We start from the raw sequence: 26,853 nt of genomic DNA, 5'->3' as shown, positions 1-26,853 counted from the left end.
CGCTCCTGCAGGTCGTGGTGCTCGGGGACCGCGTCAGCGGCGAGGGGAAGGCGGCCTCCGTGGGCCCCGGTGTCGCACGTGACGATAGGCCCCACGGCCCACGTGCGCCAGGGGCTCGGCACCGCGGTCACGTCAGGGCGCCTCAGGGGGCGCTGTTCCGAGCCCGGTGGCCGAGCGCGGTGGCCGTGCCCGCGCGGGCGCCCACCACCGACTCAGCCCTCGGACGCTCCGGGCACGCGGCGAGGGGCGGGACCCGCGGGTCCCGCCCCTCGCCGGGGACTGGTCACGGAGCCTCCCGGGCTCCGTCTCAGCTCTCGCTCAGTGCGCGATCAGCGCTGCTGGCCCTTGCGGAGGGTGTCGTCACCCTCGACCTCGACCTGCTCCTTGGCGACCTCGGCCTGGACGGTCTCGGTGTCCTGGACGGTCTCCTTGCCGACGGAGACGCGCTCGGTGGCGACGGTCTCCTTCGAGACGACCGGGACCTCCTCGTGGAGGGTGATGGTCTCGCCGTCGGTGACGTCCTCGCCGATGACGTGGTCGCCGGAGACGCGCTCGTTGATGGGCTCGCGCTCGACGTGGAGCTCCTCGCGCTGGACGGGGACCTCGACGGACTGGGTCTCGGTCACGACGTACTTGCGGAGACGGACCTTGCCGGCCTCGCGCTGCTCGGTGCCGACGTTGAGGCGCTCCTCGTGGGCGACGACGGAGCCGTCGGCGGCAGCGCCGTCGGTGCGGGCGGCGCGGTTCTTGTCGGCGTACTCCGCGGAGCGGCCCTCGTCGACGTGGTCGGCAGCAGCGGAGCGGTCGGCGTAGCCGGTCGTGGCCGGAGCGGTGCCGCCGAGGTTGTAGTAGCGGTAGAGCTCGTCCTCCTGGACGGTGGAGAGGTGCTCGTCAACGTCCACGTTCGGGGCGTCCTTGACGAAGCCCTTCTCGTAGGGGACGCGGATCTCGTCGCCGGCGATCGAGGCGTTGTGCAGGGGGACGAAGGTCTCCTTGGTGCCGAACAGGCCGGTGGAGACGGTGACCCAGCTGGGCTCGCCGGACTGGTCGTCCAGGAAGAGCTGGCCCACGCCGCCGATCTTGTCGCCGTCCTGGTCGAAGACCGTGGAGTTGAGGATGCTGTCGAAGCGCTCGTTCGTGGTCATGTGGTTCCTCCTATAGAAACCGAGTCGCCGGAGCAAGACGCAACGGCTATCGATCTGTGTCGTTCGATCGAGAAAAACCATATCCGCAGGTGGCCCACCGTGCCACCCGAGTTGAATAACGATGACGTGATCCTGCCGTGAGCGAACTGAGGGGTAGTTGGCCTCAAGATGTGCTTCGGAGCACAAGCCCGACATATCAGCGGAAACTATGGCTCACTGTGTGTACCACGCTCCGTGCGAGGACATGATGTTTCTCGAATTCGTGAACTGCGCGAGCAACCCGAGACACCCTTCAGGCGCTCAGGAGCGGGTCGCAGAGGTCGTCCGCAGTGAGCGCCGTGCCCCCGAGCAGCTCCTGACCGCCCAGGAAGGACAGCATGGACGTGAAGGCGCTCGGGTCCAGTGAGCCGACCACCGTCGAGCTCTCGGGCCGGATGAGCCTCCCGGTGGCCACGGCGACCTCACGGGCGTTCGCGGCCTGGGTCGAGTCCGCGAGGTCCGTGACGTACTTCTTCGTCGCGGTGACGGCGCCGTCGGGGTCGTCGACGAACTGGGCCATGCCGGCGGCGGAGGCGGTGACGGCGTCTGACAGCTCATCGCGGTGGTCGGCGAGGTACGCGCTCGTCGTGACGAGCGAGACGCCGACCAGCGGGACCTCGTCGGCGGCGGCGATCGTGCGGACCGGGATGCCGTTCTGGGCGATCTGGACGGCGTCGTTGTTGGAGTAGCCGACGATGGCGTCGACCTTCCCCCCGACGAGGGCGGCCTGCTGGGTGTAGCCGATCTCCTGGATGGTGACGTCGTCCTCGGAGAGCCCGGCGGTCCTGAGCGCGACCTTGAGCGTGTACCAGGTCTCGCCCGTGCGACCCGGGGTGCCGATCGTGCGCCCCTTGAGATCGGCGAGGCTCGTGATGCCCGAGGTCTCCGGGACGATGACGCAACCGGGGTAGGCCTGGTAGCAGCCGCCGACGACGACGAGACCGCTCCCGTTGGAGGCGGCCACGGCGGCCTCGTCGGCACCGGCGACGACGAGCTGCTCCGTGCCGGCCAGCAGCGCGTCGAACTGGCCCTCCTGGGCGCCGTGGTGCCGGAGGCTGACGTCGGAGGCGTAGCGGCCGTCGGCGAGCGCCATGTAGAAGGGGGCGAACTGGATGTTCGGCGTGTAGGTCAGGCCGATGACGAGGCCGGAGGAGGACGCGCTCGCCGAGGCGCTGGCGGCCGACCTGGCGGCGGTGCCCGAGGAGCAGGCGGCGAGCAGGCCGAGTGCCCCCGTGGCGAGGCCTCCCGCGAGAAGGGTGCGACGGGAGACGGTGCGGGTGGTGGTCATGGGGGGGCCTTTCGGTAGGGGTGGGTCAGCGGTCGTGGCCGGTTGGTGCGGAGCAGGTGGTGACTGAGGTGGCGGTTCAGGTGGCGCGGCGGCCGCGCATGGCGTCAACGACCCGGCTGCGTCGCTCGAGCTCGTGGAGGCACCAGTGGATCGTCGTGGCCATGAGGCACAGCAGGACGATCGTGGCGAACAGGCCTGCGGTGTCGACGGCGTCGCGCTGGTGGGACAGCACCATCCCGAGTCCCTCGCCTCCCATCGTCATCTCGCCGACGACGGCGCCGGTGACGGACAGGGTGAAGCCGGTGCGCAGGCCCGAGAGGATCGCGGGCAGCGCCATCGGCAGCTCCATGTGCCGCACGAGGGCGAGCCCGGAGGCGCCGTCGAGGCGGGCGGCGTCGAGGACGTCGGTGTCCAGGCCCCGCAGCCCGAGCAGGACGGTCACGGTGATGGGGAAGAAGACCATGAAGGCGCACAGGATGACGACCGGCAGGGTGCCGTAGCCGATCCACAGGACGAGCAGCGGTGCCGTCGCGATCGCGGGAACGGCCTGAGAGGCCGCGACGTAGGGCAGCACGGTGCGGGAGAAGAGGCGCCAGCGGTACAGGGCCCAGGCCAGCGGGAGCGCGAGGGCGGCGGCCAGGAGGCAGCCGAGGACCGCCTCGCGCAGCGTCACCCACGCGTAGGCGAGGAGACCTCCCTGGGTGACGCCGAGGACGAGGCGCCGAGCGACGGCGACCGGGCCGGGCAGGAAGACGGCGGGGACCGCGCCGGAGGAGGTGACAGCCCACCAGGCGGCGAGGACGAGCGCCCCGAGGGCGAGGGCCGGGCCGGCCCCGGTGCCCCGCGCGTCGGGGCCATGGTGGGTGCGGACGGCCGCGCTGGCCGGCGCGTCGGTCGCGTGCTGCGTCGAGCGTGTCACTCGTGGTTCTCCCGGTTGGTCCCCGGGACGCTCGCCCCGGGCGGCTCCGGGGTGACGGGCGGGCCGCCAACGGCGGAGGCTCGCGCCCGAACGGCACGCGCTGCGCGCTCGGGACCGGTGGGCCCCGACCGACGCGAGCGTCGGGTGCCTCGTGCTTCCTCCCATCCGGACTCTCACCGTCGGTGCTGGATTTCCACCAGCTCAGCCGATCACGCCCCCCGACGGAGGGCGCTCTCGGGTCGCGGACTGTCACCGCCGGCTCGGACTTTCACCGACCCCGGAGCACGTGTGCTGGTCGCACAGTAGTCCCCCGGCCGCCGTCCTGCCAGCTCGTGGCCGTCGTCGCGGTGAACGGTACCGCGCGGCGGCGCGCCCTCGGGCCGGGACCGGCCGCCTCCGACGTCCTGTCCGCTCCCCTGCACGACGCCGCCCGCGGACCGCAATGGTCCGCGGGCGGCATCGGCACGCCTGACGGGTCAGGTCGCGAGGCTCGAGGTGGTGCTCAGCGCGTGGCCTCGACGGCGGCGTCGAACTCGGCCTCGACCTCCGGCGGGACGGTCCCGCGCAGGGACACGAGCCAGGCGACGAGGAGGTTGGCGGCGAAGCCCGGGACGATCTCGTAGAGGTCGAAGATCCCGCCGGACAGGTGACCCCAGACGAAGACGACGACGGCGCCGGTGATCATGCCCCAGAAGGCGCCGTTCGCCGTGAGCCGCTTCCAGTAGAGGGAGAGCAGGACCGTCGGGCCGAAGGAGGCACCGAAGCCCGCCCAGGCGAAGGCCACGAGGTTGAGGATCGTGTCGCTCTGCTCCCACGCGAGGAGCGCGGCGATGACGGCGATGGCCAAGACGCTCATCCGCGAGTAGAGGACGAGACGTCCGCCCGAGACCTTCTGGTGGGTGACGGCGCCGTAGAGGTCCTCGACGAGGGCGGAGGAGGTGACGAGCAGCTGGCTCGAGATCGTGGACATGATGGCCGCGAGGATCGCGGCGAGCATGAAGCCGGCGACGAGCGGGTGGAAGAAGAGCTGGCCGAGGCTGATGAAGACGCTCTCCGGGTCCGCCAGGCCGCTGCCGCGCTTGTACTGGGCGACGCCGATGATGGCGGTGCAGCAGGCGCCGACGACGGCGAAGAGCATCCAGCCGATGCCGATGCGGCGGCCCATCCTGGCCTCGCCGACGGTCCGGATCGCCATGAAGCGCACGATGATGTGCGGCTGGCCGAAGTAGCCCAGGCCCCAGGCGAGCGAGGAGATGATGCCGATGACCGTCGTCGTCGATCCGATGAGGGCCCAGTAGTGCGGGTCGACGTCGCTGACGGCGGAGATGACGTTGCTGGGCCCGCCGAGCCTGATGACGCCGACGACGGGGACCATGACGAGCGCGAGAACCATCATGAGGCCCTGGACGAAGTCGGTGTAGGAGACGGCGAGGAAGCCGCCGACGAGCGTGTAGACGACGGTGATGGCGGCGACCATCACCATGCCGAGGTGGTAGTCCATGCCGAAGGAGGACTGGAAGAAGACGCCGCCGGCGACCATGCCGCTGGAGACGTAGAAGGTGAAGTAGACGAGGATGATGAGGCCGGACGACCAGCGCAGGAGGTGCTTGTCGTCGTGGAGCCGGTTGTCGAGGAAGCTCGGGATCGTGATGGAGTTGCGGGCCACCTCCGTGTAGGAGCGCAGTCGCGGTGCGACCACCTTCCAGTTGACCCAGGCTCCGACGGTGAGGCCGACGGCGATCCAGCCCTCGACGAGCCCGCCGACGTAGAGCCCGCCGGGCAGTCCCATGAGGAGCCATCCGGACATGTCGGAGGCGCCTGCGGAGAGGGCGGCGACCCAGGGGTTGAGGCCGCGGTCGGCGAGCATGTAGTCGTCGAGGTTGTTGTTGCGTCCGTAGGCCCAGGCGCCGATGGCGAGCATGCCCACGAAGTAGACGATCATCGCGATCGCCTGGAAGGTCGAGTCAGACACGGGGACTCCTGTCAGGACCGGATGGGGATCCCCGGACCATACCCCGAAGCGATGACGGGCGTGTGACCTTGGGCACGCTTCGTCGTCTTGTGCCGTGCGCAGGACACGCGGTGCTCAGTTGAGCACACCCATGGCACCGCCCTCAGCCGAGCTCGGGTGCGGGCAGTCCGACGTAGACGGTCTCGAGGTACTCCTCGATGCCCTCCTTGCCGCCCTCGCGTCCGAGGCCGGACTGCTTGACGCCGCCGAAGGGCGCGGAGACGTTGGAGGTGGTCGCCGTGTTGACGCTGAGCATGCCGACCTCGAGCGCCTCGGTGAGGCGCAGGACCCGCTCCATGTCCCGGGTGTGGACGTAGCCCTGCAGGCCCATGGCGTCGTCGTTGGCCAGGGCGATGGCCTCGGACTCGTCCGTGAAGCCGATGATCGGTGCCACCGGGCCGAAGATCTCGTTGCGGATGATGTCGGCGTCGGCGGGCAGGTCCGTGAGGACGGTCGGCGGGTAGAAGAATCCCGGTCCCTCCGGGCGCTCCCCGCCGGTGAGGACGGTGGCGCCGGCGTCGACCGCGCCCTGGACGGCCTCGGCGACCGCGTCGCGCTGCTGCGCGGAGACGAGGGGCCCGACGTCGACGCCGTCCTCGAGCCCGTTGCCGATCCTCTGGGCGGCCATCGCCTCGGCGAGGCGGCGCGCGAACTCCTCGCGGACGCCCTCCTGGACGAGGAAGTGGTCGGCCGCGTTGCACGCCTCGCCCATGTTCCGCATCTTCGTGGCGAGCGCGGCGTCGACGGCGGCGTCGAGGTCGGCGTCGTCGAAGACGATGAAGGGGGCGTTGCCGCCCAGCTCCATCGAGGTGCGCAGGACGCCGTCCGCGGCCTCCTTGAGCAGGGCGCGGCCGACGGCTGTGGAGCCGGTGAAGGAGAGCTTGCGCAGGCGGTCGTCGGAGAGGAGCGGACCGGTGACGGCACGCGCCGACGAGGACGGGACGACGGCGATGACGCCGTCGGGCACACCGGCCTCGGTGAGGATGCGACCCAGCAGGAGGCTCGTCAGCGGCGTGACCTGGCTCGGGCGCAGGATCGCCGTGCACCCGGCGGCCAGGGCTGGCGCGAGCTTGCGGGTGCCCATGGCGAGGGGGAAGTTCCACGGGGTGACGAAGAGGCAGGGCCCCACGGGGCGGCGCACGACCATCGCCTGGAGGTGCCCCTCGGGGACGCGGAACCAGTCGCCCCGGATCCGCACGGCCTCCTCGGAGAACCAACGGAGGAACTCCCCGCCGTAGGTGACCTCGCCGTCGGACTGGGCGAGCGGCTTGCCCATCTCGAGGGTCATGAGGAGGGCGAGGTCCTCGCGGTAGGTCGTGTTGACGAGGTCGAAGGCGCGTCGCAGCACCTCGGCCCGCTCGCGGGGCGGGGTGGCGCGCCAAGCGGCGGCCGCCGCGCAGACCGAGTCCATGGCGGCGCTTGCGTCGGCCTCGTCGCCGTCCGCGACGGTCGTGAGCACCTCGCCTGTGGCGGGGTTGAGGACCTCGAAGCGCGTGCCGGAGGCCGCCTCGCGGAACTGACCGTCGATGAGGATCCCGGTTGGGACCGAGTCGAGGAGCTCGTGGACGCGCGCGTCGTTCACGGCACGAGGGGCGGTGGGCTGGGTGGGCTTGCTGCTGGTCATCGTGCTCTCCTTCGAACGGGCTCGCTGCCATCGTAGGCGCGTGACGACGCCGGAGCGCGGGCGCGCCGTGCACGCGGCAGCGCGGACCGTACGGCCTCGGTCCTCAGCGCGCTCCCAGGGCCAGGACGACGGCGACGGCGTAGTCGCCGTCGTGGCTGAGGGAGACGGGCCAGCGGTCACTCGCGGAGGCTCCCCGGCCGATCGCTCCCTCGACGGCGCTGGCGACCGCGCCAGCGAGGCGGATGCTCGGACGGCCCCAGCGGTCGGTGACGAGCTCGATCTCACGCCAGTCGACGGCCTCCGGGGCCATCGACGGCGGCACCGCTCCCCCGGTGACGGTGTTGGCGGCCGCGGACCACGCCTTGATGACGGCCTCCTTCGCGGCCCAGCGCCCGGCAAGGTGCTCGGCCTGCAGGGAGCCGGTCTCGTCGGCGCGGCGACGCGCGTCGCGCAGCTCGCGCGCGGTGAAGGCCCGCTCGGCGAAGACCGTTCCGGGGATCGTCAGCTGGTGGGCGAGCCCGGGCACGTGGACGAGGTCGACGCCGGTACCGAGCACGGTCGTGCCCGGGGCCGGCTCGGGCACGGCGGGCGGGCGGGGCGCTGAGTCGCTCATGCGCCGATTGTCCCGCGCGTCACCGGGCCACGGCAGCACGGCGGGTCATCGTCACCTCGGGGATGACCCCGGCGAACTCGGACTCGAGCCCGCGAACCTCGCGGAAGCCGAAGCGGCGGTAGAAGCGCCGGGCGTCCTCGTTGAAGGCGGCGACGCCGAGGCTCACGGGTCGCGTCAGGTCCATGTGCGCCAGGACGGCGTCCATGAGGGCGCTTCCCACGCCCCTGCCCCGGGCTCGGCTCGCGACGTAGAGGACGCGGAGCTCCTGCGGGCCCTTCTCGGGCGCGAGGGCGATCGCGAGCCCGACCACCACGGGTCCCGCACCGTCGTCGAGCTCGGCGACGAGCTGGACGATCCGCGGACAGTGCTGTCCCTCGGCGACCTCGGCCGCGAACTCGGCGATCCCTGCCTCGCTCAGACGCGGCCGCCACACCTCCTCGAGCCAGGCGGTGCTCACCCCGTCGGGGCGGACGTAGGCGTCACGCCAGCCCTCGTACTGGGCACGACGAGCGGCGCCGGCGTCCTCGGGACGCATCGGCCGGACGACGGTGACGGATCGATCCTCCATGGAGGACTCCTTCTGGTGGTGGGACGAGGGAGAAGCGAGGCATAGGAGGGGAGGCGCGGCGTCGCCCGTCGGTCCGGCACCGTCAGAGCGGTGCGGGACCGACGAGCTCCGTCGGGACGCGGGACCGTGCCGGAGGGGACCAGGAAGCCGGCACGGCCCCGGGCTCAGGATCGACCGATCTCGGCGCGGAGATCAGCCGACCTCGGCGGGGAGGCTCAGGCGGTCTCGCCCGTGTGGAAGACGCCGTCGGTGCCCAGGCGCGCCTCCGGGTCGAGCAGCATAGCGGCCTCGACCTCGTGGGGGACGCGGTGCTTGGACTCCTCACCGAGGCGGCGGCCCTCGACCTGCTCGAAGAGCGGGGCGCGGCCGATCATCCCGGCGCGACGGTGGCGCGTGCCCTCCGCGAGGCGGCGGTTGGCGCTGGCCAGCCAGGCGTCGACGGCCTCCTGACCGCCCTCGGCCCGCAGCGCGGACTCGAAGGCGCCGGGGTGGACGACGGCGATGAGACCGGAGACGTGCCCGAAGCCGAGGCTCGTGAGCAGTCCGGCCCTCACCACGCCGCCGCGGGCGGGGACGCGGATGGGCGTGCGCGGCCACACCCAGAAGGCGTCCTTCTCCAGCGGCCGGTCGACGACGTCGAGGCTCGCGTTGCCCGGCGCGACGCCGGTGGCGAGGATCTCGGTGAGGCCGGCGACCTGGAAGAGCGCGGCACCGCCCTTGGCGTGGCCCGTGATGGACTTCTGGGACACGGCGATGAGGGGGTTGCCCTCGGTGCGGCCCAGGGCCCGGGCGATCCGGGTGTGGAGCTCGGACTCGTTGGGGTCGTTGGCGTTCGTCGACGTGTCGTGCTTGGACACGACGGCGACGTCGTCGGCGGTGACCCCGAGGCGGCCCAGCGCCTTGGCGAGGCGCGAGGACGTGCCGCCGCGGGCGGCGCCGAGGGCCCCGAGGCCGGGTGCCGGGATCGAGGTGTGCGCGCCGTCGGCGTAGGAGGACACGAAGCCCACGACGCCGGCGACCGGCAGGCCCAGGCGCGCGGCCACGGAGGCGCGGGCCAGGATGACGGTGCCGCCGCCCTCGGCCTCGACGAAGCCGCCGCGCCGGCGGTCGTTGGCGCGGGAGAAGTGGCGGGCGGAGATGCCCTTGGCGTACATGGCGGCCGCCTCGGCGGTGGCGTTCATGTTGCCGAAGCCGACGACGGACTCGATCGAGATGTCGTCGATGGCGCCGGCGACGACGACGTCCGCCTTGCCGAGCGCGATCTTGTCCCAGCCCTCCTCGATGGAGACGGCGGCGGTGGCGCAGGCCGAGACCGGCTGGACCATCGAGCCGTAGCCGCCGACGTAGGACTGCATGACGTGCGCGGCGACGACGTTGGGCAGGGCCTCCTGCAGGATGTCGCTGGGGCGCTCCTCGCCCAGGAAGCGGCCGACGAACATCTTGCGCATGGACTCCATGCCGCCGAAGCCGGTGCCCTGGGTGGAGGCGACGTCGCTGGGGTGGACGGCCTGGAGCAGCTCGGCGGGGCTGAAGCCCGCGGAGAGGAAGGCGTCCACGGCGGTCACGAGGTTCCACGAGGCGATGGTGTCCATGCCCTCGCTCATGGCCTTCGGGATGCCCCAGCGCTGCGGATCGAAGTCCGTGGGGAACTGGCCGCCGACGGTGCGCGACAGGGCGGCGCGGCGCGGCACGCGGGCGAGCGAGCCGGCCAGGCGAGTCACCGTCCACTCGCCCGTCTCCTCGTCGGGGACGATCCGGGTGTGCTCCGGGTCGGAGTCGGCGACCTTGAGGGCGGAGGCCTCGTCCGGCACGGTGAGGGTGATGTCGCGGTCAAGGTAGACCGTGACCTCCTCGGGGGCGATCGGCGCGATGACGCCGTCGTCGGTGAACTCGCGGATGCCGGAGCGGGCCACGACCTCGTCACGGTAGCGGTCGTAGATGGCGTCCTCGGGCACGAGCTCGCCCTCGGCGTCGTACCAGCCGGCCTTCGGGGAGTCCTGCCAGGTGAGCAGGCCCATGCCCCAGGCGAGCTCGAGGACGCCGGCGGCGGTGAGCTCGACGTCGTCACCGCCGCTCATGCCGAGCTCGGCCTCGCGGCGCGTGCGGCCGGAGCCCCACGTGGAGACCTCGCCGGTGGAGACGATGACGACCATGTCGTCGAGGTCCGTGTCGACCTCGCCCCACTCGGGGGCAATGGGCTGCGTGGGCGTGTGGGCCGTCGGCAGGGCCGGGATCGTGGCGGCCGGTGCCTGCTCGGCGGCGGGCGCCTGGGCGGTGCGGCCGGCGGCGTCCTGGCGGAGGGCCACGAGGTCGACCCCGTCGCCCAGTCCCCCGGTGAGGTCCGCCTCGACCGGGGCGTCGGCGGCCTGAGCGCGCTTCTCGGCGGTGCACAGCTCAACGAGCTGGTCGGCGATCTCCTGGGTGGACCAGGTCCGCACGCCGGCGGCCTCGACGGCCTCGACGAGCGGGTCGTTGCCGCCCATGAGGCCGGTCCCCCGGACCCAGCCGATGCGCGGGTGGGCGAGGGTGACGCGGCCGGACCAGGCGGGCTCGGAGCGCCACCGGTTGACGACGGCGTCGAGCGCGGACTTGACCTCGCCGTAGGCTCCGTCGCCGCCGAAGGTGCCGCGGTTCGGGGAGCCGGGCAGGAGGACGTGCAGGCGGTGGTCGACGTGCGTGTCGGTGCCGATCGCGGACAGGGAGGCGATGGAGCGCTCGACGCTCCACAGCAGGAGGCGGGTCTGGGACTCGGCCTCCGGGCCGGCGTCGGCGAGGGTGCCGACGACGCGCGGAGCGGCGAAGGGGAAGAGCAGCGTCGGGACGAGGGCCGCCTTGACGAGCTTCGAGGAGCCGCCGGAGGTGACGACCTGGTCGTGGCCGATCCAGTCGGTCAGCGCGTCGACGTCGCGGTAGGAGGCGAGGTTCGCCGGCACGATCCACAGGCGGGCGCCGGCGGAGGCGTGCTCGCGGTAGAGGCGCTTGGCGAAGTCGAGGCGCTCGTGGGTCAGGCGCGAGCTCGTGGCGACGACGGTGGCGCCGCCGGCGAGGAGGTCGCCGGCGACGGCCGCGGCGATGGAGCGGGGCGCGAAGCCAGTGACGACGGCGACGTCGTCCGCCCAGCGCACGGAGTCGGTTCCGGCGACGGGGGCGCGGCGGGCGGCCTCGGCGATGGCGGAGGCGATCCCGGCGCGCTCGGCGGCGTCGGGGAGGTCCGAGCCGTCGAGGGAGTGGGCCCACCAGGCGGCCTGGTCGGCGACGGCGGTGCCGAGGCCGGTGAAGCGCTCGGGGGCAAGCGACTGGCGGGCGGCCTCGAGGTCAGTCTCGCCGGAGCCGAGGCGGGCGAGGTCCTCGCGGGCGGTGGCCCAGCGGTCGTCGATGAGGACGGCGCGGTCGGCGTCGAAGGCCGGGGTGACGGAGGCGAGCCAGCCGGTGCCGAGCTCGGCGTCGACGGCCTCGACGAGGACCCGGGTGGCAGCCTGCTCGCTCTCGGCCTCGGGGTCGAAGGAGGCCGGCTCGTCGAGGCCGAGGGCGCTGAGGATCGTGCGGGCCGTCGTGGCGAGGACGCCGTCCTCGCCGGTGACGGTCGCGGCGAAGGCGTCCAGCGCGGCCGAGTCCACGACGGCGCCGCCGGCGCCGCCACCGGCGCTGGGCTTGGCCACGGACACGCCGTGGTCGGCGGCGACGGCCTGGACTGCCTTGTCGATGAGGGCGTCGACGGCGGCCGCGGAGCCGAGCGGGGCGGAGGAGCCGAGGGAGGCGAGGTCCTCGCCGCGCATCGAGGCGCCCTCGCGGGTGCCGAGCATGATCGCGGCGGTGACGTGGGAGACCCAGCCCTCGCCGAGGCCCCAGGTGCCCGTGACGCGCTCGCTGATGCGGTTCGCGCGCACGCCGGAAGGGCCGAGGATCCGGCCGAGGCCGGTGCGGATGGCGTCGGTGAGGACGGGGCCGAAGGGCTTGTAGCCCGGGGCGCCCTTGGCGACGGTGGCGGCGAGGGCCGTCATGTCGGCGTCGGCGGCGCCGTCGATGCTGGCGAGCTCGAGCTCGGTGCCCATGTCCATGAGGAGCTGGTTGCGGCGCGAGGAGACGCCGTTCGTGAGCGTCTCGGTCGTGTCGGTGGCGCCGATCTGGTTGGGCAGGATGCGGGCGGCGTGAGCGAGGAGGACCGTGAGGGCGTCGGTGGCGCCGAAGGGGAGATCCTCGACGGGGCCGAAGGCCGCGGGTGCCGCCGAAGCGGCCGGGGTCGACGCGGCGGGTACGGACTCGGCCGGGGCGGCGGGAGCAGCCTCAGCCTGGGCCGAGGACTCGGCAGCGGGCGCGTCGCCCTGGGCGGGGAGCTCGAAGTCCTCCGCGGCGGCGTCGAGGTCGACGGCCGGGTCGGTGTCCGTGGCCAGGACGCGGGCCTCGTCGCGCCGGGCGTTGTGCACGGTGACGTGGCGGCCGGCGTTGGACGGGAGGAGCAGCGTCTTGGATGCGAGGTTGGCGAGCGTCGGGGAGGCGGCGAGGCCGACCTCGACGACGTGCTCGATGCCGAGGCCGCCCTCGGCGGGGCTGCGGAGGAGGACGTCCTGGGTCTCGATCCAGCGGACCGGGGAGGCGAACTGCCAGGCGAGGAGCTCGACGAGGAGGGTACGGGCGAGCTCGCGGGGGCGGGCCGCCTGGGCGTCCCAGTCGGCGAGGAGCTTCTCGACCTGCTCAGAGGGCACGACCTCGAGAATCGACTGGGCGAAGTCGCGGGTCAGCTCGAAGGGACGGGCGACGAGGTTCGGCACGTAGCGGCCGATGAGGCGCTCGTGGTCGAGGTCCTCGGGGATGAGGGCCAGGAGGCGCTCGCGGAACTCGGGCACGCCGGGGCGCAGGACCTCGGAGTGGAAGGGCACGTCGATGCCGGGGACGAGCATGAAGGGGTTCTTGCCGCCGCGGGCCTCGGCCTTGGCGCGGGAGTCGGCGGCGAGGGCGTCGAGGCCCCTGATCGTCCCGGCGACGGCGTACTGGACGCCGGCGAGGTTGTAGTTGACGATCTGGAGGAACTCGCCGGTGGCCTCGGCGACGGAGGCGACGTAGTCCTCGACCTGGTCGGGGCGGATGCCGGCCTGGTTGGGGCGCAGGGCGCCCATGCGGTAGTTCGAGGCGCCGTTCTCGTCGCGCTCGACGAGGGTGTGCATGGTGGAGCCGCGCTGGAAGACGATGGAGATCGTCGTCTCGACGGGCATGACGTGTCCGTAGGCGGACAGGGCCGTGTACTCGCCGAGGCTGTGGCCGGCGAAGGCGGCGTTCTCGACGAGTGCCCCGGCCTCGGCGAGGCGCGCGGTGGTCGCCATGGCGACCGTCGCGAGGGCGACCTGCGTGAACTGGGTGAGGTTGAGCAGGCCCTCGGGGTGGCGGTAAGTGACGCCGCGGGCGGTCATCTCGGTCGGGTTGTCGCGGACGAGGTTGATGACGGAGAAGCCGAGCTCGGCGCGGGTGTGGGCGTCGGCCCGTTCCCAGACCTGACGGGCGGCCCTGGAGCTGTTCATCTCGTCCAGGCCCATGCCCTGGGCCTGGATGCCCTGGCCGGGGTAGACGTAGGCGGTGGGCTCGGGAACGGTGACGGCGGTGCCTCGGGAGACGACCTCGTCGCCGATGCGGCAGACGACCTCGAGGACGTAGCCGCCGCCTCGCACCAGGCCGGTGCGCTCGACGCTGATCTCGACGCGGTCCTCGAGCTCGACGGTGCCGAGCATGACGTATGTCCAGCCGGCGAGGACGTGCTTGCCGCCCTCGGGGTCGGAGGAGGCGGCGACCTGCTCGGCGGTGGCGGAGAGCCACATGCCGTGGACGAGCGGGGCCTGCATGCCGGCGACCTTCGCGGCGTGGTAGCTCGTGTGGATGGGGTTGAAGTCGCCGGTGACGCGGGCGAAGGCCGTCATGTCGCTCGGGGCGGTGACGGTGACGCGGCGCAGGAGGCGGCGGGCAGCCGGGGCGGTCTCGCGGCCGGTGCCGCCGGCAAGGTCGGGGCTGGAGGGGGCGGCGTTGCCGTGGGCGCGGCCGCGGATGGCGAAGCGCTCGCGCATGAGGGCGACCAGCTCGCCGGTCGACTCCTCGCGCAGCTCGAGACGGACGTCGACGACGCGGCCGGCGCTGGACTCCTCGAGGGCCTCGACCCAGCCGTCGACGGTGATCCGCTCGTCCGGGCAGGCGTCGGCGGCGAGCTCGGCGAGCGAGCGGTGCAGGTCAATGGTGTGGTCGAGGTGGACGGCGCCGAGGAGGCCCTCGATGAGGGGCATGCCGTCCTCGACGACGCTTCCGAGCGCCGCGTAGACGACGGGCCAGCACGGGCCGAGGAGCGCGTCGGGGACGAGCGGCGCCGCGGAGAGGTCGGCCGGGAGGGCGTCCGCCGTGACGGCGGCGTGGTCGGCGCCGAGGGTGTCGGCGAGGGTGAAGGTCGCGTGGACGGTGCCGAAGGGCTGGGTGACGACCTCGCCCTTGGCGTTGGTGGCGCCGTCGACGGCGGGGACGACCTCGGGCAGGTGCTCGACGAGGTCGCCGGTGACGGAGACGGCCCCGACGCCCGCGGTGGCGCGCAGGAGGTCGTTCATCGTCTCGGAGATGCGACCCGGGTCGACGAGCGGGGCGGCGCCGTCCCAGGCGCGGGCGAGACGCAGCGGGACGACGAGGCGGCGCACGGCGTGGATGGCGTCGCCGCCGGGGGTAGCGTCCCAGTGGGTGTCGAGGGCGATGTCGAGGTCGTAGGCTTCCTCGGCGACGTCGGGGCGGGCGACGACGGTGTAGGCGTCGTCGTCGAGGACCCGGGCTGGGTTGACCGTGAGGTGACCGTTCCACAGGACGTGGGGCGTGGTGCGGACGAGCTCGAGGGCGTCGGCGACGGTGCGGCCGGAGGGACCGGCCTGGGTACCGAGGCGGCCGGCGGCCTCGTGCTCGGGGGTGCCGGCGGCCTGGAGGGCCTCGACGGCGGCGGTCTCGTAGCGGCCGAGGAGGGCGCCGATCGGCTCGTTGATGGTGGTGATGCCGGCGACGGAGACCGGGCCGGGGATGATGCGGACCTGGTCGGCGCTGTAGCGCGGGTCCTGGGACTGCCACAGGGAGTCGGTGCCCCACCAGCGCAGGATGTCGGCGTCGAGGACGGGGACGAAGGGCACGGGCTTGGGGTGCTTGCGGCACAGCTCGGGGAACCAGGCGGCGTCGACGGGCTCGACGCGGGTGGTGGCGGCGGCCGGGTAGCGCTCGGCGAGGGCGGCGAGGGCGGCGTCGGGGTCGATGACGTCCTCGTAGTCGGCGAAGAGGGTCTCGATCTCGCCGTGGTCTGTCTGGGACAGGCGGGCCTCGACGCGGTGGAGGACGTCGAGGAAGCGGTCGTACCAGCCCTCGTCGTTCCAGTCGGCCTCGGTGGCGGCGCGGCCCTCGTGGGGGGCGACGCAGAGCTCGGCGAAGCGGGTGGCCCACTGCAGGTAGGTCATCTCGTCGACGTCGCCGAAGTAGGGCTTGGCGGTGCGCGAGAGGGCGTCGACCATCTCGTCGCGGCGCTCGGCCATGGCTGCGTCGTCGCCGGCGAGCTCCTGGATGAGGCGGGAGGCCCTCGCGGAGGAGTTGTCGATCTCGTAGAGGTCGGCGCGCAGGTGGGACAGGCCGGAGGTCATGCCGCCGGCGGAGGCGCCGGAGGCGACCCAGCCGCCGTCAGAGGCGGTTCCCGCAGCGTCGCCACTGATCCCGGGGGTGTCGACGAGAAGCTGCTTGACGTCGTCGTTGGTGCGGGCCTCCTTGGCGGTCATGGCGGCGGTGCCGATCATGACGCCGTCGACCGGCATGGGGGCGGTGCCGTAGGCGAGGGCCCAGCTGCCGGTGAGGTAGTCGGCGGCCCGCTCGGGGGTGCCGATGCCGCCGCCGACGGTGAGGACGACGTTCTCGTGGGCGCGGATGGCGTCGTAGGTGGCCAGGAGCATGGTGTCCAGGTCCTCCCACGAGTGGTGCCCGCCGGCGTGGCCGTCCTCGATCTGCATGATGATCGGGGTGTCCGGGACGGCCTCGGCGATGGTGAGGACCTGACGGATCTGGTCGACGGTGCCGGGCTTGAGGGCCACGTAGGGGAAGCCCTCGCCGTGGAGCCGCTCGAGGAGCTCGACGGCCTCGTCGAGCTCGGGGATGCCGGCGGAGATGACGACGCCGTCGACGGGGGCGCCGGCGCCGCGGGCCTTGGACAGGAGGCGCTGGGTGCCCAGGTGGAGGTTCCACAGGTAGCGGTCCATGAACATGGCGTTGAAGGCGGCCGTGCGACCGGGCTCGAGCTGGGCCTCGAGGCCGGCGAGGTTGTCGGCGAGGACCTTGGCGGTGGTCTGGCCGCCGCCGGCGAGCTCGGCCCAGTAGCCGGCGTTGGCGGCCGCGGCGACGATGGCCGGGTCGACCGTCGTCGGGGTCATGCCGGGCAGGAGGACGGCCGAGCGGCCGGTGAGGCGGGTGAAGGCGGTGTCGAGGGTGACACGGTCGTCCGGCAGGCGCGTGAGGCGCGGCGCGAAGCGGGAGCGGTCGACGGTGGGGGCCGGGGCGGAGCCGGCGCGGTCGAGCTCGTCGATGGCGCGGGCGGTGCCGGCGGCGACGACGGTCGTGCCGGTGCCGGCGACGATCGCCTCGGTAAGACGGGCGAGGACGGCGCCGGGGCCGAGGTCGAGGACGAGGCGCGCGGCGGCGGCGCCGTCGTGAGCGGTGATGGCCTCGGTAACGAGGGCCGGCCAGTCGACGGGGCTCGTGAGGACGGCGGCGGCGAGCCCGTGGGCGCGCTCGGTGTCGAGGCCGCAGGCGTCGGCCCAGGCGACGACGTCGTCGACGGCGGGGGCGAGCAGCGGGGTGTGGAAGGGCACGGAGGTCGCGAGGAACTCGGTGACGGGGGTGAGAACGGCGCCGCCGCGGCGGCGCTCCTTGCGGTCCTTCTCGCTGCGGCGGGCGGCGGCCTCGAGGGCGGCGACGACGAGCTGCAGGTCGGCGGGGCGGCCGGAGAGGATGTGGGCCTGGCGGCCGTTGGTGACGCCGACGGTGACGCCGGCGGCCTGCGGGACGCGGGCGAGCACGCCGTCGAGGACGGGGCGCGGGACGCCGCGCACGGAGAGCATGGGGGTGGCCTCCCCCGCCGTGCCGAGGCCGAGGCGGTGGGTGGTGCGAGCGGCGGCGGCGCCGATGAGGCGGGCGAGGGCGTGCACCTCGACGACGCCGTCCCAGGCGGCGGAGTCGTCGTCGGCGGAGAGCGCCTCGAGGAGGGCGACGCCGAGGACGCCCTGGGAGTGGCCGATCGCCTCGGCGGGGGCGGCGGAGCCGGTCACGGCGATGCCGGCGCCCAAGAGAGAGGCGAGGGCGGCGTGCTGGGCAAGGAGGATGCCCGGCACGGAGACGTCGGCGGTGTCGGCCTGGTTGGCGGCGGCGCCCTTGGGGGCGGGGGCGACCGGGGCGGCGGCGGCGTCGAGGGCGCGCAGGCCGCGCGGGGTGACGGTGAGCAGCTCGGTGGCGACGGGGGCGAGGCGCTGGGAGACGGCCTCGTCCACGCGGACGAGCTCGTCGGCGAGGTCACGGTCGAGCGAGACGAGCTCGTCGAGGGTGGACCGCCACGGGGTGGCCTGGCCGCCGAAGGCGAGGACGTAGGGCTCGCCCGCCTCGAGGCGCTCGGAGACCGACCGGTTGTCGGTGCCGGCGGCGTGGGCGACGGCCGGGGCGGCGTCGTTGAGGCTGTCGGTGAGGGTGGTCTCGGCCTGGTCGGCCATGGCGTTCTGGGCGGCGGCAGATGCGGACTCGCTCATGTGCTTCGTTCTCCTGGGGTTCTTCAGCGTCGGTGGTCGGTGGGGCTGCCGCTCACAGCGGGCCGTTGTCGTGCTTCTTGGCGGTGGTGCTTCGGGCGTCGTGCTTCGCGGACAGGGCCGCGAGGGAGTCGACGATGACGGTGCGGGTGTCCTCGGGGGCGATGACGGCGTCGACCTCCCCGATGGCGACGGCCTTGTCGGGGTTGATGACGGCTGCCGTGTACTCGTCGACGAGGCGCTCCTGCTCGGTGGCGGCGGCCTCGTCGCCCTGCTCCTTGCGGACGGCCTTGAGGTCGCGGCGGTGGATGATGCCGACGGCGCCCTGGGCGCCGAGGACGGCGATCTCCGCGCCGGGCCAGCAGAAGTTGAGGTCGGCGCCGATGGCCTTGGAGCCCATGACGATGTAGGCACCGCCGTAGGCCTTGCGCAGGACGATCGTGACGAGGGGGACGGTGGCGGTGGCGTAGGCGTTGATGACCTTGGCGCCGCGGCGGATGATGCCGGCGTGCTCCTGCTCGGCGCCGGGGCGGTAGCCGGGGACGTCGACGAAGGTGACGACGGGTAGCCCGAAGGCGTCGCAGAAGCGGACGAAGCGGGCGAGCTTCTCGGAGGCGTCGACGTCGAGGGTGCCGGCGTCGACCATGGGCTGGTTGGCGACGACGCCCACCGGGCGTCCCTCGAAGCAGGCGAAGCCGACGACGACGTTGCCGGCGAAGTCCTCCTGGACCTGGACGAGCTCGCCGTGGTCGACCAGGGCCGAGACGACCTCGACCACGTCGTAGGGCTGGCGGGTGGAGGCCGGCACGAGCGAGCCGACGGCACGAGCGGCCGCCTCATCGTCGGCGCGGTCGACGTCCTCGTACTCGTAGCGCGGGGCCTCGAGGTCGGAGGAGGACGGCAGGTAGGCCAGGACGGTGCGGACCTGGGCCAGAGCGTCGGACTCGTCCTCCGCGACGTAGTGGACGACGCCGGAGACCGAGCCGTGGATGTCGGCGCCGCCGAGCTCCTCGGCGCTGATCTGCTCGCCGGTGGAGGCGCGCACGACGTCGGGGCCGGTGACGAACATGTGGGAGGCCTCGCGGGTGGCGACGATGTAGTCGGTGAGCGCGGGGCTGTAGACGGCACCGCCGGCGCAGGGGCCGAGGATGACGCTGATCTGCGGCACGAGGCCGGAGGCGGCGCAGGTGCGGTTGAAGATGCGGCCGTACTGGCGCAGCGCGCCGACGCCCTCCTGGATCTTGGCGCCGCCGGAGTCGATGAGGCCGATGATCGGGATGCGCAGGCGCAGGGCGTCGTCCAGGAGACGGACGATCTTGTCGCCCTCGACGGAGCCGAGCGCGCCGCCGGAGACGGAGAAGTCCTGCGAGTAGACGGCCACCTGGCGGCCGTCGACCTGGCCGAAGCCGGTGACGACGCCGGAGGGGCGGGCCTTGTCCCCCGCGCCGGAGCCGGTGTAGCGGCCGATCTCGAGGAAGGAGCCGGGGTCGACGAGCTCGTCGATGCGCTCGCGGGCGGTCTGCTTGCCCTTGGCGTGCTGGCGCTGGGCGGCGCGCTCCTCGGCCTCGGCGTCGACGCGGGCCATGCGCTCGCGGAAGGCGCAGGTGGCGGCGGAGTCAGCGAGGGTGGCGGTCTCGGGGGCGGCCGGGGTGGTGGCGCCCGCGGGCGTGCCAGACGTGGGAGCGCTGGGTCCCGTCTTGGGGAAGGTGGCGGTCATGCTCAGGCCTCCTGCTCGGTGGTGGCGGACGCGTCGGCGGCCTGCTCCGGGGCGGCCGCCTGGCTGGGGCGCATGCGCACGAGGACCTCGCCGGCGGAGACGGTGCGTCCGGCCCCGACGGGGATCTCGGCGACGACGGCGTCGGCGGGGGCGTGGACGTAGTTCTCCATCTTCATGGACTCCAGGACGACGAGGAGGTCACCCTCGGCGACGCGCTGGCCCGGCTCGACGCAGATCCGGGTGACGATCGCCTGCATGGGGGCGGCGATGACGCTCGGGTCCTCGGAGCCGGCCGTCTCGGTGCCGCGGGCTCCGCGGGAGGCGCCGCGTCCGCGCAGCGGCTGGTGCATGCGGCGTTCGCCGGTGCCTCCGGAGTAGGAGGCTCCCAGGCGCGGGCCGCGTCCTCCGAGGATGCCGTCGGGGACGGTGACGGAGACGCGCTGGCCGTTGAGCTCGATGACGTAGGTGGAGCGGGTGCGGGGGCTCGACGTCGCCTCGGCGGGGGCCTCGGGCGCGGCGGCGCCGTCGGCGGTCGCGCCGGGGTCGGCGAGGCGGTCGAGGACGCTCGTCTCGATCCAGCGGGTGGTGACTCCGAGGAGGCCGTGCTCGTCGGGGCCGGTGAGCTCGGGGCGGGTGAGGACGTGCTCGTGGAGGGCGGTGCACACGGTGACGCCCTCGACGATCGTCTCGGACAGAGCGCGGCGGGCGCGGCGGATCGCCTGGTCGCGGGTGTCGCCGGTGATGACGATCTTGGCGAGCATGGGGTCGAACATCGGGGTGACGACGTCGCCCTCGACGACGCCGGACTCGATGCGGACGCCCGGGCCGGCGGGCCAGCGCAGGCGGGTGATGGCGCCGGTGGAGGGGGCGAGGCCGCGGGCGGGGTCCTCGCAGGTGATGCGCAGCTCGATGGAGTGGCCGCGAGGCTCGGGGATCCCGCCGAGGTGACCGCCGGCGGCGATGCGGAGCTGGACCTCGACGAGGTCGATGCCGGTGACCTCCTCGGAGACGCAGTGCTCGACCTGGAGGCGGGGGTTGACCTCGAGGAACCAGAGGTCGCCGTCGGGGGTGAGGAGGAACTCGCAGGTGGCGACGCCGACGTAGTCGACGGTCTCGAGGAGGCGGCGGGAGGACTCGACGAGGCGCTCGTCCAGGCCCTCCGGCAGGAAGGGGGCGGGGGCCTCCTCGAGGAGCTTCTGGTTGCGGCGCTGCAGGGAGCAGTCGCGGGTGGAGACGACGGCGAAGGCGCCGTGCGAGTCGCGGGCGCACTGGGTCTCGATGTGGCGCGCGGCCGTCACGAACTTCTCGAGGATGAGGGTGCCGCCGCCGGCTGCGGCGGACTCGAAGGCGGGGGTGGTGCGGGCCTCATCGTCCGAGTGCAGGACGGTGATACCTCGTCCGCCGCCGCCGTCGGTGCGCTTGAGGGCGACGGGGTAGCCGTGCTGGGCGGCGAAGGCAATGACGGTCTCGGGGTCGGTGACGGAGTCAGTGACGCCGGGAACGGGGGCGACGCCGGCGCGCTCGGCGGTGGCGCGGGCGCTCATCTTGTCGCCGAGGGCCTTCATGGCCGAGGGGCTGGGGCCGACCCACGCGATGCCGGCGTCGGTGACGGCCTGGGCGAACTCGTCGTGCTCGGAGAGGAAGCCGTAACCGGGGTGGACGGCGTCGGCACCGTGCTCGACGGCCATCGCGAGGACGGCCTCGGCGTCGGTGTAGGAGGAGCCCTCGGGGAGGGCGTAGGCCTCGTCGGCGAGCTCGGCGGCCGGGCTGAGGAGGTCCTCGGGCGTGTACGGGAGGATCGACGTGCCTCCCAGGTCCCTCACTGTGCGCACGACGCGCAGCGCGATCTCACCTCTGTTGGCGATGAGGATGCGGTTCAGGGTCCTGGTGGTCACCGATGTGCTCCTACGGGTCGGGCGCCGTCCCGCGCGACCGGTGGACTCCCACAAGAGCGGGTGCCGGGGCCGGGGCGCTGCGGATACGTCGCCGTGTGCGGAGGCCGAGGCAGGGGCATCGACCATGTGCGAGCCAGATCCGCCTATGTCTACAAGCAGAAGGACGAATACCGACCGTGGGTCCACTGTACGAGGAGGTCGAGCCGGCAACCCATTATGGAATCCTCACAAAGCCGCGTGGTCACGTTGTTGTCACGACGTCGACGAGGACTGACCCGCAGGAATCCGGGGTCGTCGCGGTCGAACCACGAACCGAGGCGCAACGTTTGTGCATTTCGTGCAAACCAGACGGTCGAGCCGGTACGCCGTTTTCGCACGAGTCACATGTTCCCCACGCACCCCTCCCTCCACGCCTCCTCCCGCCGAGATCGGGACATCTTGACGCTGAGATCGGGACATCCGCGCCCCGAGATCGGGAGTTCGTGCCAAGGACGGTCGATCTCCGAGCCGAGGTCGGCCGGTCCACACAGCCACGCCGTTCCAGCCACGCAGCGGCGTCCGCCGGACGTACCGTGAGGATCCCTGCCCGGAAGGACTTGCATGACTCCCCCGCCTCGCGTCCCGTGGTCCCTCTACGACGAGCTCATCGACGCCGTCCCCTCGGGGCCCCGCGTGCGCCGCGCTGAGGTGCTCGGGTCCTGGGCGCTCATCGAGACCGAGGACGGCGCCGTCGGGGTGACGAGCCAGTACGGCGGCGAGTCGCGGCCGCGCGAGCACGACGGCGACCTCGTCGGGATGCCACTGCGAGACGCGGCGGCGCTCCTGCGTTCCTGGAACCTCGTGGAGGCGGCGCTCGGCGGCGCGGCACTGTGCGCCCTGACGAACACTGCTGAGCGCGCGGGCACCGCCGGCATCGACGACCTCACTCTTCAGGGGGCGGGCACGGCTTTCGGGTGCCGGCTGACTGACCTGGCCGGGAAGCGGGTCGCCGTGGTCGGACACTTCCGCGGGATCGAGGCGCTCCTCGACGGCGGCTGCGAGCTGAGGGTCCTCGAGCGATCACCGTGGGAGGGCGACTACCCGGACACCGCCGCCGAGTACCTGCTGCCCGAGTCCGACGTCGTCCTCATGACGGCGGCGACGCTCGCGAACAAGACGATGCCGCGGCTGCTGGAGCTCTCCGCCGGGGCCCGCACCGTCGTCCTCGGCCCGTCGACGCCGCTGTCCCCTGTGCTCCTGGCCCACGGCGTCAGCTGCCTGTCCGGAACGGTCATGGAGGGCCCCGCGGGGATCATCGCCTCCCTTGAGCGAGGCGGGCGGGGGAAGTTCCGGTCGGGGAGGCACGTCAACCTGGTGCCGGCGCTGTCACGGCCCTGACGAGCACCTGGTGACGGGGAGGACCCCGTCATGTGCCGCGCGTTCACGACCGCATCGTGTCCCGGCAGCGCCATGGGCACCGCGCGGCTCGACCACAGCGCGACGCCCCTGAGGGGCTGAGAGTCAGCGGCCGGCCAGGGTCCTGTCGACGACCTCCTCGGCCGTCTCCTCCGGCCCGATGCGGCGCTCCGTGACCGAGGTCAGCGGGTTCCAGCCGTGGTACCAGCGACGCAGCGAGTCCTCGCCGAACACGGTCGACCTCCCTGAGCCGGAGTTCCCCCGCAGGACGACGAGCACGGGCTCAGGCCAGATGGAGGTGCGAGGCGGCGCGCTCGCGCAGGTCGGTGATGGCGCTGAGGGCGTCGTCGGCCTTGTAGACGGCGCTCCCGGCGACGAAGACGTTGGCGCCGGCCTCGGCGGCCCGCTCGATGGTCCGGGCGGTGACGCCGCCGTCGATCTGGATGCGCAGCTCGAGGCCCTGCTCGCTCACGAGGCGCCGGGCGGCGGCGATCTTGGGGAGCGTGGCCTCGATGAAGGACTGGCCGCCGAAGCCGGGCTCGACGGTCATGAGGAGGAGCAGGTCCACCTCGCCGAGCACGTGCTCGACGGCGGCGAGCGGCGTCGTCGGGCGCAGGGCGATCCCGGCTCCGGCGCCGAGGCGGTGGAGCTCCTTGGCGAGGCGGAAGGGCGCGGCGGTGGCCTCGACGTGGCTCGTGACGATCGCGGCGCCGGCCTCGGCGTAGGCGGGGGCCCAGCGGTCGGCGTCCTCGATCATGAGGTGGGCGTCCACGGGGAGCTGGCTGTTGGCGAGGACGGTCTCGAGGAAGGACGGGCCGCCGAACTGGTTGGGGACGAAGTGGTTGTCCATGATGTCGACGTGGAGGCCGTCGGCGGACGAGATGCGGTCGAGCTCGTCGGCGAGGTGGGCCTGGTCGGCGTTGAGGATCGACGGGTGGATGGCGGCGGTCGAGGTGGTGGTCACGGTGCTCTCCTGGTGCAGGTGGTGTCGGAGCTGGACGGTTCGCGCGGACGGCCCGGCGGCGCCGGTTGATCGGCCGGGACTCAGTGGAGCCGCCGGATGAGGGCGCAGTACATGGCGTCGGTGCCCTCGGTGTGGGGCCAGAGCTGGAGGGTCTCCCGCTCGGCGCCGGCGGGCGGGACGGGCGCGACCCGGGTAGCGACGTCGCCGGCGTGGAGGAGCTCGACGCTCTCGCGCTCCTTGTCGAGGGCCTTCATGACGTCGCGGACGACGAGCTCGGTCTCGAGGACGTGCGGTGAGCAGGTCACGTACGCGACCACTCCCCCGCGTCGCACGGCGGACAGGGCGGAGGTGAGGAGTGCGCGCTGGAGCTCGGCGAGCTCGGTGACGTCCTTGGGGTCACGGCGCCAGCGGGCCTCGGGCCGGCGTCGCAGCGATCCGAGCCCGGAGCAGGGGGCGTCGACGAGGACGCGGTCGTAGGACTTGGGCTCGCGCTCCCCGTACTCGCGGCCGTCGCCGCAGCGGACCTCGACGACGCCGTCGGGGACGGCCCGGACAGCCGCCTCGATGAGGCGGGCGCGGTGGGGCGTCACCTCGTTGGCGGTGAGGTGGGCTCCGCGCTGTGCGGCGCGGGCAGCAAGGAGGGCGGCCTTGCCGCCTGGGCCGGCGCAGAGGTCGAGCCAGCGGTCGTCGCGGCCCTCGAGGGGCGCGTCGGCGAGCATGAGGGCGACGAGCTGGCTGCCCTCGTCCTCGACGCCGGCGCGCGAGGTGCGCACGGCCTCGATCCGGCCGGGGTCGGAGCCGGGCAGGACGAGCGCGTAGGGGCTCGTCTCGCCGGGCCGGGGCTCAGCGTGGGCGGCCTCGGCGGCCTCCTTGGCGAGGTGCTCGGGGCTGATGAGCCCGGGCCGGGCGCAGAGCACGACCTCGGGGTCGGCGTTGTCCGCGGCGAGGAGCGCCTCAAGCTCGGCGGCGTCGCGGCCGTTCGCGATGAGGCTCTGGCGCAGGGCCTTGACGATCCAGCGGGGGTGGGACTGGCTGCGGGCGAGGGCCTCGAGCTCGTCGGGGGCGTCGGCGGTGATCTCGGCGAGCCAGGCGTTGAGGTCACGGTCGGCGACCTTGCGCAGGACGGCGTTGACGAGGCCGGAGGCGCCGCGGCCGGCGGCGTAGGAGGCGAGGTCGACGGTGGCGGAGACGGCACCGTGGGTGGCGACCCGCATGCCGAGGAGCTGGTGGGCGCCCAGGCGCAGGCAGTCGAGGACGACGGGGTCGAGGCGGTCCAGGGGCCGGTCCACGCAGCGCGCGAGGATGGCGTCGTAGCGGCCCTGGAGGCGCAGCGTCCCGTAGGTCAGCGCCGTGGCGAAGCCGGAGTCGCGGCGGCCCAGGCGGGCCTCGTCGAGGAGGGGTGGGAGGACGAGGTTGGCGAAGGCTCCGTCCTCGCGAACCTTGGTGAGCACCTCGAGGGCGACGAGGCGGGCCTCGTCGACGCGGGCGTCCGTGCGGCGGGGACGCTGGTCACGGTCCGTCCGACGGCGGTCGCCCGGCCGGCCACCGCGCTGCTCCCGACGGCGGTCACGGGGCTGGCCGCCGTGCTGCTCGCGCCGCGAGCCCCCGGGCTCCTCGACACCGTCGCCCTGGTCCCGACGGGCGCGGTTGTTGCGGCCCTCCTCGTTCCCGCGGCCGCGCTCGCGACCCTGGCCGCGGCGCTGGGCCCCCGCCTGGGAGCGGCGCTGCCCGCCGGGGCGGCTACCGCTGCGTCCAGAGGAGCCGGAGCCTCCACGTCCCCCGTTGTAGCCGGCCATCAGGCCTCCTCCCCCGCGGTCGTCGCGGACGTGTCGGTGCCGAGTCGCGCCCCGGGCTCGGGGTGGGCTCCGCGGGCCCAGGCGTCGGCGGGCATCCATGACTTGCCGGCGGGAGCGACCTCACCGAGGCGCACGGCGCCGTCGCCGGTGCCGACGAGGACCTCGTGCTTGGACGCGCGGATCTCGCCGGGGGCGAGGTCGGTGACGCCGTCGACGGGAGTGACGGGGCCGAGGCGGAAGCGGCTCTCGCCGTAGACGGTGCGGGCGCCCGGTGCGGGTGTCACGCCGCGGACGAGGCGGTCGATGACGGCCGTGGGTGCCGTCCAGCTGACCTCGCCGTCGGCGGTGGCGAGCACGGGAGCGAGGGTGACGCCCTCCTCGGGCTGGGCCTGCGCGGTCGCGCTGCCCGTCTCGATCCGGCTCAGGACGTCGAGGACGAGGGGGCCACCGGCCTGCGCGAGGCGGTCGAGGAGGTCGCCGGAGGTGTCCTTGGCACGGATCGGCTCCTCGAGCCGGGCGAGGACGGGGCCGGTGTCGAGGCCCGCCTCGAGCTCGAAGACACAGGCTCCGGTGACGTCGTCGCCGGCGATGACGGCGCGCTGGACGGGGGCGGCGCCGCGCCATCGCGGCAGGAGGGAGAAGTGGAGGTTGAGCCAGCGGTGCTCGGGGACGTCGAGGAGCTCGGGCGGCACGAGCCGCCCGTAGGCGACGACGACGGCGACGTCGGCGTCCAGAGAGCGGACCCAGTCCTGGGTCTCGGGGTCGCGCAGGGTGCTGGGGGTGCGGACGTCGAGCCCGGCCTCGCGGGCGACGGCGGCGACGGGCGAGGGGCGGAGGGTGCGGCCGCGGCCCTTGCGCGCGTCGGCGCGCGTGAGGACGCCGACGACCTCGTGCTCGGGCGAGTCGAGGAGGGCGTGCAGGACTGGCAGGGCCACCTCGGGGGTGCCGACGAAGAGGACGCGCATGCGCCCAGTCTAGGTGTTGGTGGCAGACAGGTTCATGACAGTCGGCTGGTTGGAGGTAGACCGTTGAGCGCGGTGTGTCCGCGTTCAGTGTTGTAGTGCTCGATCCAGGGGGCAAGGGCGTCGCGGCGCTCCTGGTTGGAG

Annotated in this window: 16 protein-coding genes and 1 riboswitch; of the genes, 1 reads left to right on the top strand and 15 read right to left on the bottom strand. The window is 73.4% G+C overall.

Annotated elements, in window-relative coordinates:
• Positions 1-329: 329 nt before the first annotated feature.
• The 10 genes from IXW69_RS09175 to IXW69_RS09130 all read right to left on the bottom strand — a co-directional run bounded on the left by IXW69_RS09175 (position 330) and on the right by IXW69_RS09130 (position 21,592).
• A complete protein-coding gene (locus IXW69_RS09175; RefSeq protein ID WP_194786044.1) occupies positions 330-1,145 on the bottom strand; it encodes a DUF2382 domain-containing protein in 816 nt (271 codons plus the stop codon).
• A gap of 292 nt (positions 1,146-1,437) precedes the next feature.
• On the bottom strand, positions 1,438-2,472 hold the full coding sequence (locus IXW69_RS09170; protein ID WP_194786043.1) for an ABC transporter substrate-binding protein: 1,035 nt from the start codon (positions 2,470-2,472) through the stop codon (positions 1,438-1,440).
• 76 nt (positions 2,473-2,548) lie between these two features.
• Positions 2,549-3,391 (bottom strand): ABC transporter permease, encoded by an 843-nt coding sequence (locus tag IXW69_RS09165; protein ID WP_194786042.1) that lies wholly within the window; start codon positions 3,389-3,391, stop codon positions 2,549-2,551.
• A 149-nt stretch (positions 3,392-3,540) separates the two neighbouring features.
• Positions 3,541-3,679, bottom strand: a riboswitch (FMN riboswitch).
• Between the two features lie 214 nt (positions 3,680-3,893).
• Positions 3,894-5,363 carry a sodium/proline symporter PutP gene (gene putP, locus IXW69_RS09160; protein ID WP_194786041.1) on the bottom strand — a complete coding sequence of 490 codons (1,470 nt, stop codon included), beginning with the start codon at positions 5,361-5,363 and terminating at the stop codon, positions 3,894-3,896.
• 142 nt (positions 5,364-5,505) lie between these two features.
• Positions 5,506-7,026 carry an NAD-dependent succinate-semialdehyde dehydrogenase gene (locus IXW69_RS09155; RefSeq protein WP_194786040.1) on the bottom strand — a complete coding sequence of 507 codons (1,521 nt, stop codon included), beginning with the start codon at positions 7,024-7,026 and terminating at the stop codon, positions 5,506-5,508.
• 103 nt (positions 7,027-7,129) lie between these two features.
• Positions 7,130-7,639, bottom strand: a complete 510-nt coding sequence (gene acpS / locus IXW69_RS09150) for a holo-ACP synthase AcpS (RefSeq protein WP_194786039.1) — start codon at positions 7,637-7,639, stop codon at positions 7,130-7,132.
• Between the two features lie 19 nt (positions 7,640-7,658).
• Entirely contained in the window at positions 7,659-8,207 is a 549-nt protein-coding gene (locus tag IXW69_RS09145; protein WP_194786038.1) for a GNAT family N-acetyltransferase, read from the bottom strand.
• A 215-nt stretch (positions 8,208-8,422) separates the two neighbouring features.
• Positions 8,423-17,983: a type I polyketide synthase gene (locus tag IXW69_RS09140; protein ID WP_228525209.1), complete on the bottom strand. Its 9,561-nt coding sequence runs from the start codon at positions 17,981-17,983 to the stop codon at positions 8,423-8,425.
• A gap of 52 nt (positions 17,984-18,035) precedes the next feature.
• Complete coding sequence (locus IXW69_RS09135) at positions 18,036-19,697, bottom strand: acyl-CoA carboxylase subunit beta (RefSeq protein WP_194786037.1); 1,662 nt, start codon at positions 19,695-19,697, stop codon at positions 18,036-18,038.
• Between the two features lie 2 nt (positions 19,698-19,699).
• Positions 19,700-21,592 (bottom strand): acetyl/propionyl/methylcrotonyl-CoA carboxylase subunit alpha, encoded by a 1,893-nt coding sequence (locus IXW69_RS09130; RefSeq protein ID WP_323745263.1) that lies wholly within the window; start codon positions 21,590-21,592, stop codon positions 19,700-19,702.
• Positions 21,593-22,192: 600 nt separating this feature from the next.
• Here IXW69_RS09130 and IXW69_RS09125 point away from each other — a divergent pair.
• Positions 22,193-22,969 carry a DUF364 domain-containing protein gene (locus IXW69_RS09125; protein WP_194786035.1) on the top strand — a complete coding sequence of 259 codons (777 nt, stop codon included), beginning with the start codon at positions 22,193-22,195 and terminating at the stop codon, positions 22,967-22,969.
• 123 nt (positions 22,970-23,092) lie between these two features.
• On the opposite strand, the gene IXW69_RS09120 is transcribed toward IXW69_RS09125, so the two are convergent.
• The 5 genes from IXW69_RS09120 to IXW69_RS09100 form a co-directional block, all read right to left on the bottom strand.
• Complete coding sequence (locus tag IXW69_RS09120; protein WP_194786034.1) at positions 23,093-23,266, bottom strand: hypothetical protein; 174 nt, start codon at positions 23,264-23,266, stop codon at positions 23,093-23,095.
• Between the two features lie 4 nt (positions 23,267-23,270).
• The gene (gene rpe, locus IXW69_RS09115; RefSeq protein ID WP_194786033.1) at positions 23,271-23,951 is read right to left on the bottom strand and encodes a ribulose-phosphate 3-epimerase; all 681 of its coding nucleotides are present in this window, start codon (positions 23,949-23,951) and stop codon (positions 23,271-23,273) included.
• 80 nt (positions 23,952-24,031) lie between these two features.
• The gene (locus tag IXW69_RS09110) at positions 24,032-25,747 is read right to left on the bottom strand and encodes an RsmB/NOP family class I SAM-dependent RNA methyltransferase (RefSeq protein ID WP_194786032.1); all 1,716 of its coding nucleotides are present in this window, start codon (positions 25,745-25,747) and stop codon (positions 24,032-24,034) included.
• Positions 25,747-26,712 carry a methionyl-tRNA formyltransferase gene (gene fmt, locus IXW69_RS09105; protein WP_194786031.1) on the bottom strand — a complete coding sequence of 322 codons (966 nt, stop codon included), beginning with the start codon at positions 26,710-26,712 and terminating at the stop codon, positions 25,747-25,749. Before fmt ends, IXW69_RS09110 begins: the two co-directional genes overlap by 1 nt.
• A gap of 32 nt (positions 26,713-26,744) precedes the next feature.
• Positions 26,745-26,853 (bottom strand): integrase core domain-containing protein (locus IXW69_RS09100; protein ID WP_194784358.1); only part of this gene is annotated, 109 nt, incomplete at its 5' end.

This window comes from Actinomyces haliotis (assembly GCF_015355765.1).
In the GTDB taxonomy this organism is placed as follows: domain Bacteria; phylum Actinomycetota; class Actinomycetes; order Actinomycetales; family Actinomycetaceae; genus Actinomyces; species Actinomyces haliotis.
The sequence above is the reverse complement of the archived record's forward strand: the minus strand, read 5'-3'. Positions and strand labels throughout refer to the sequence as shown.

Excerpts from the sequence above, each read along its gene's own strand:
- IXW69_RS09125 (WP_194786035.1), top strand. The coding sequence starts at position 22,193 with ATGACTCCCCCGCCTCGCGTCCCGTGGTCCCTCTACGACGAGCTCATC.
- IXW69_RS09175 (WP_194786044.1), bottom strand. The coding sequence starts at position 1,145 with ATGACCACGAACGAGCGCTTCGACAGCATCCTCAACTCCACGGTCTTC.
- IXW69_RS09155 (WP_194786040.1), bottom strand. The coding sequence starts at position 7,026 with ATGACCAGCAGCAAGCCCACCCAGCCCACCGCCCCTCGTGCCGTGAAC.
- IXW69_RS09135 (WP_194786037.1), bottom strand. The coding sequence starts at position 19,697 with ATGACCGCCACCTTCCCCAAGACGGGACCCAGCGCTCCCACGTCTGGC.
- IXW69_RS09170 (WP_194786043.1), bottom strand. The coding sequence starts at position 2,472 with ATGACCACCACCCGCACCGTCTCCCGTCGCACCCTTCTCGCGGGAGGC.
- fmt (WP_194786031.1), bottom strand. The coding sequence starts at position 26,712 with ATGCGCGTCCTCTTCGTCGGCACCCCCGAGGTGGCCCTGCCAGTCCTG.
- acpS (WP_194786039.1), bottom strand. The coding sequence starts at position 7,639 with ATGAGCGACTCAGCGCCCCGCCCGCCCGCCGTGCCCGAGCCGGCCCCG.
- IXW69_RS09110 (WP_194786032.1), bottom strand. The coding sequence starts at position 25,747 with ATGGCCGGCTACAACGGGGGACGTGGAGGCTCCGGCTCCTCTGGACGC.
- IXW69_RS09145 (WP_194786038.1), bottom strand. The coding sequence starts at position 8,207 with ATGGAGGATCGATCCGTCACCGTCGTCCGGCCGATGCGTCCCGAGGAC.
- IXW69_RS09140 (WP_228525209.1), bottom strand. The coding sequence starts at position 17,983 with ATGAGCGAGTCCGCATCTGCCGCCGCCCAGAACGCCATGGCCGACCAG.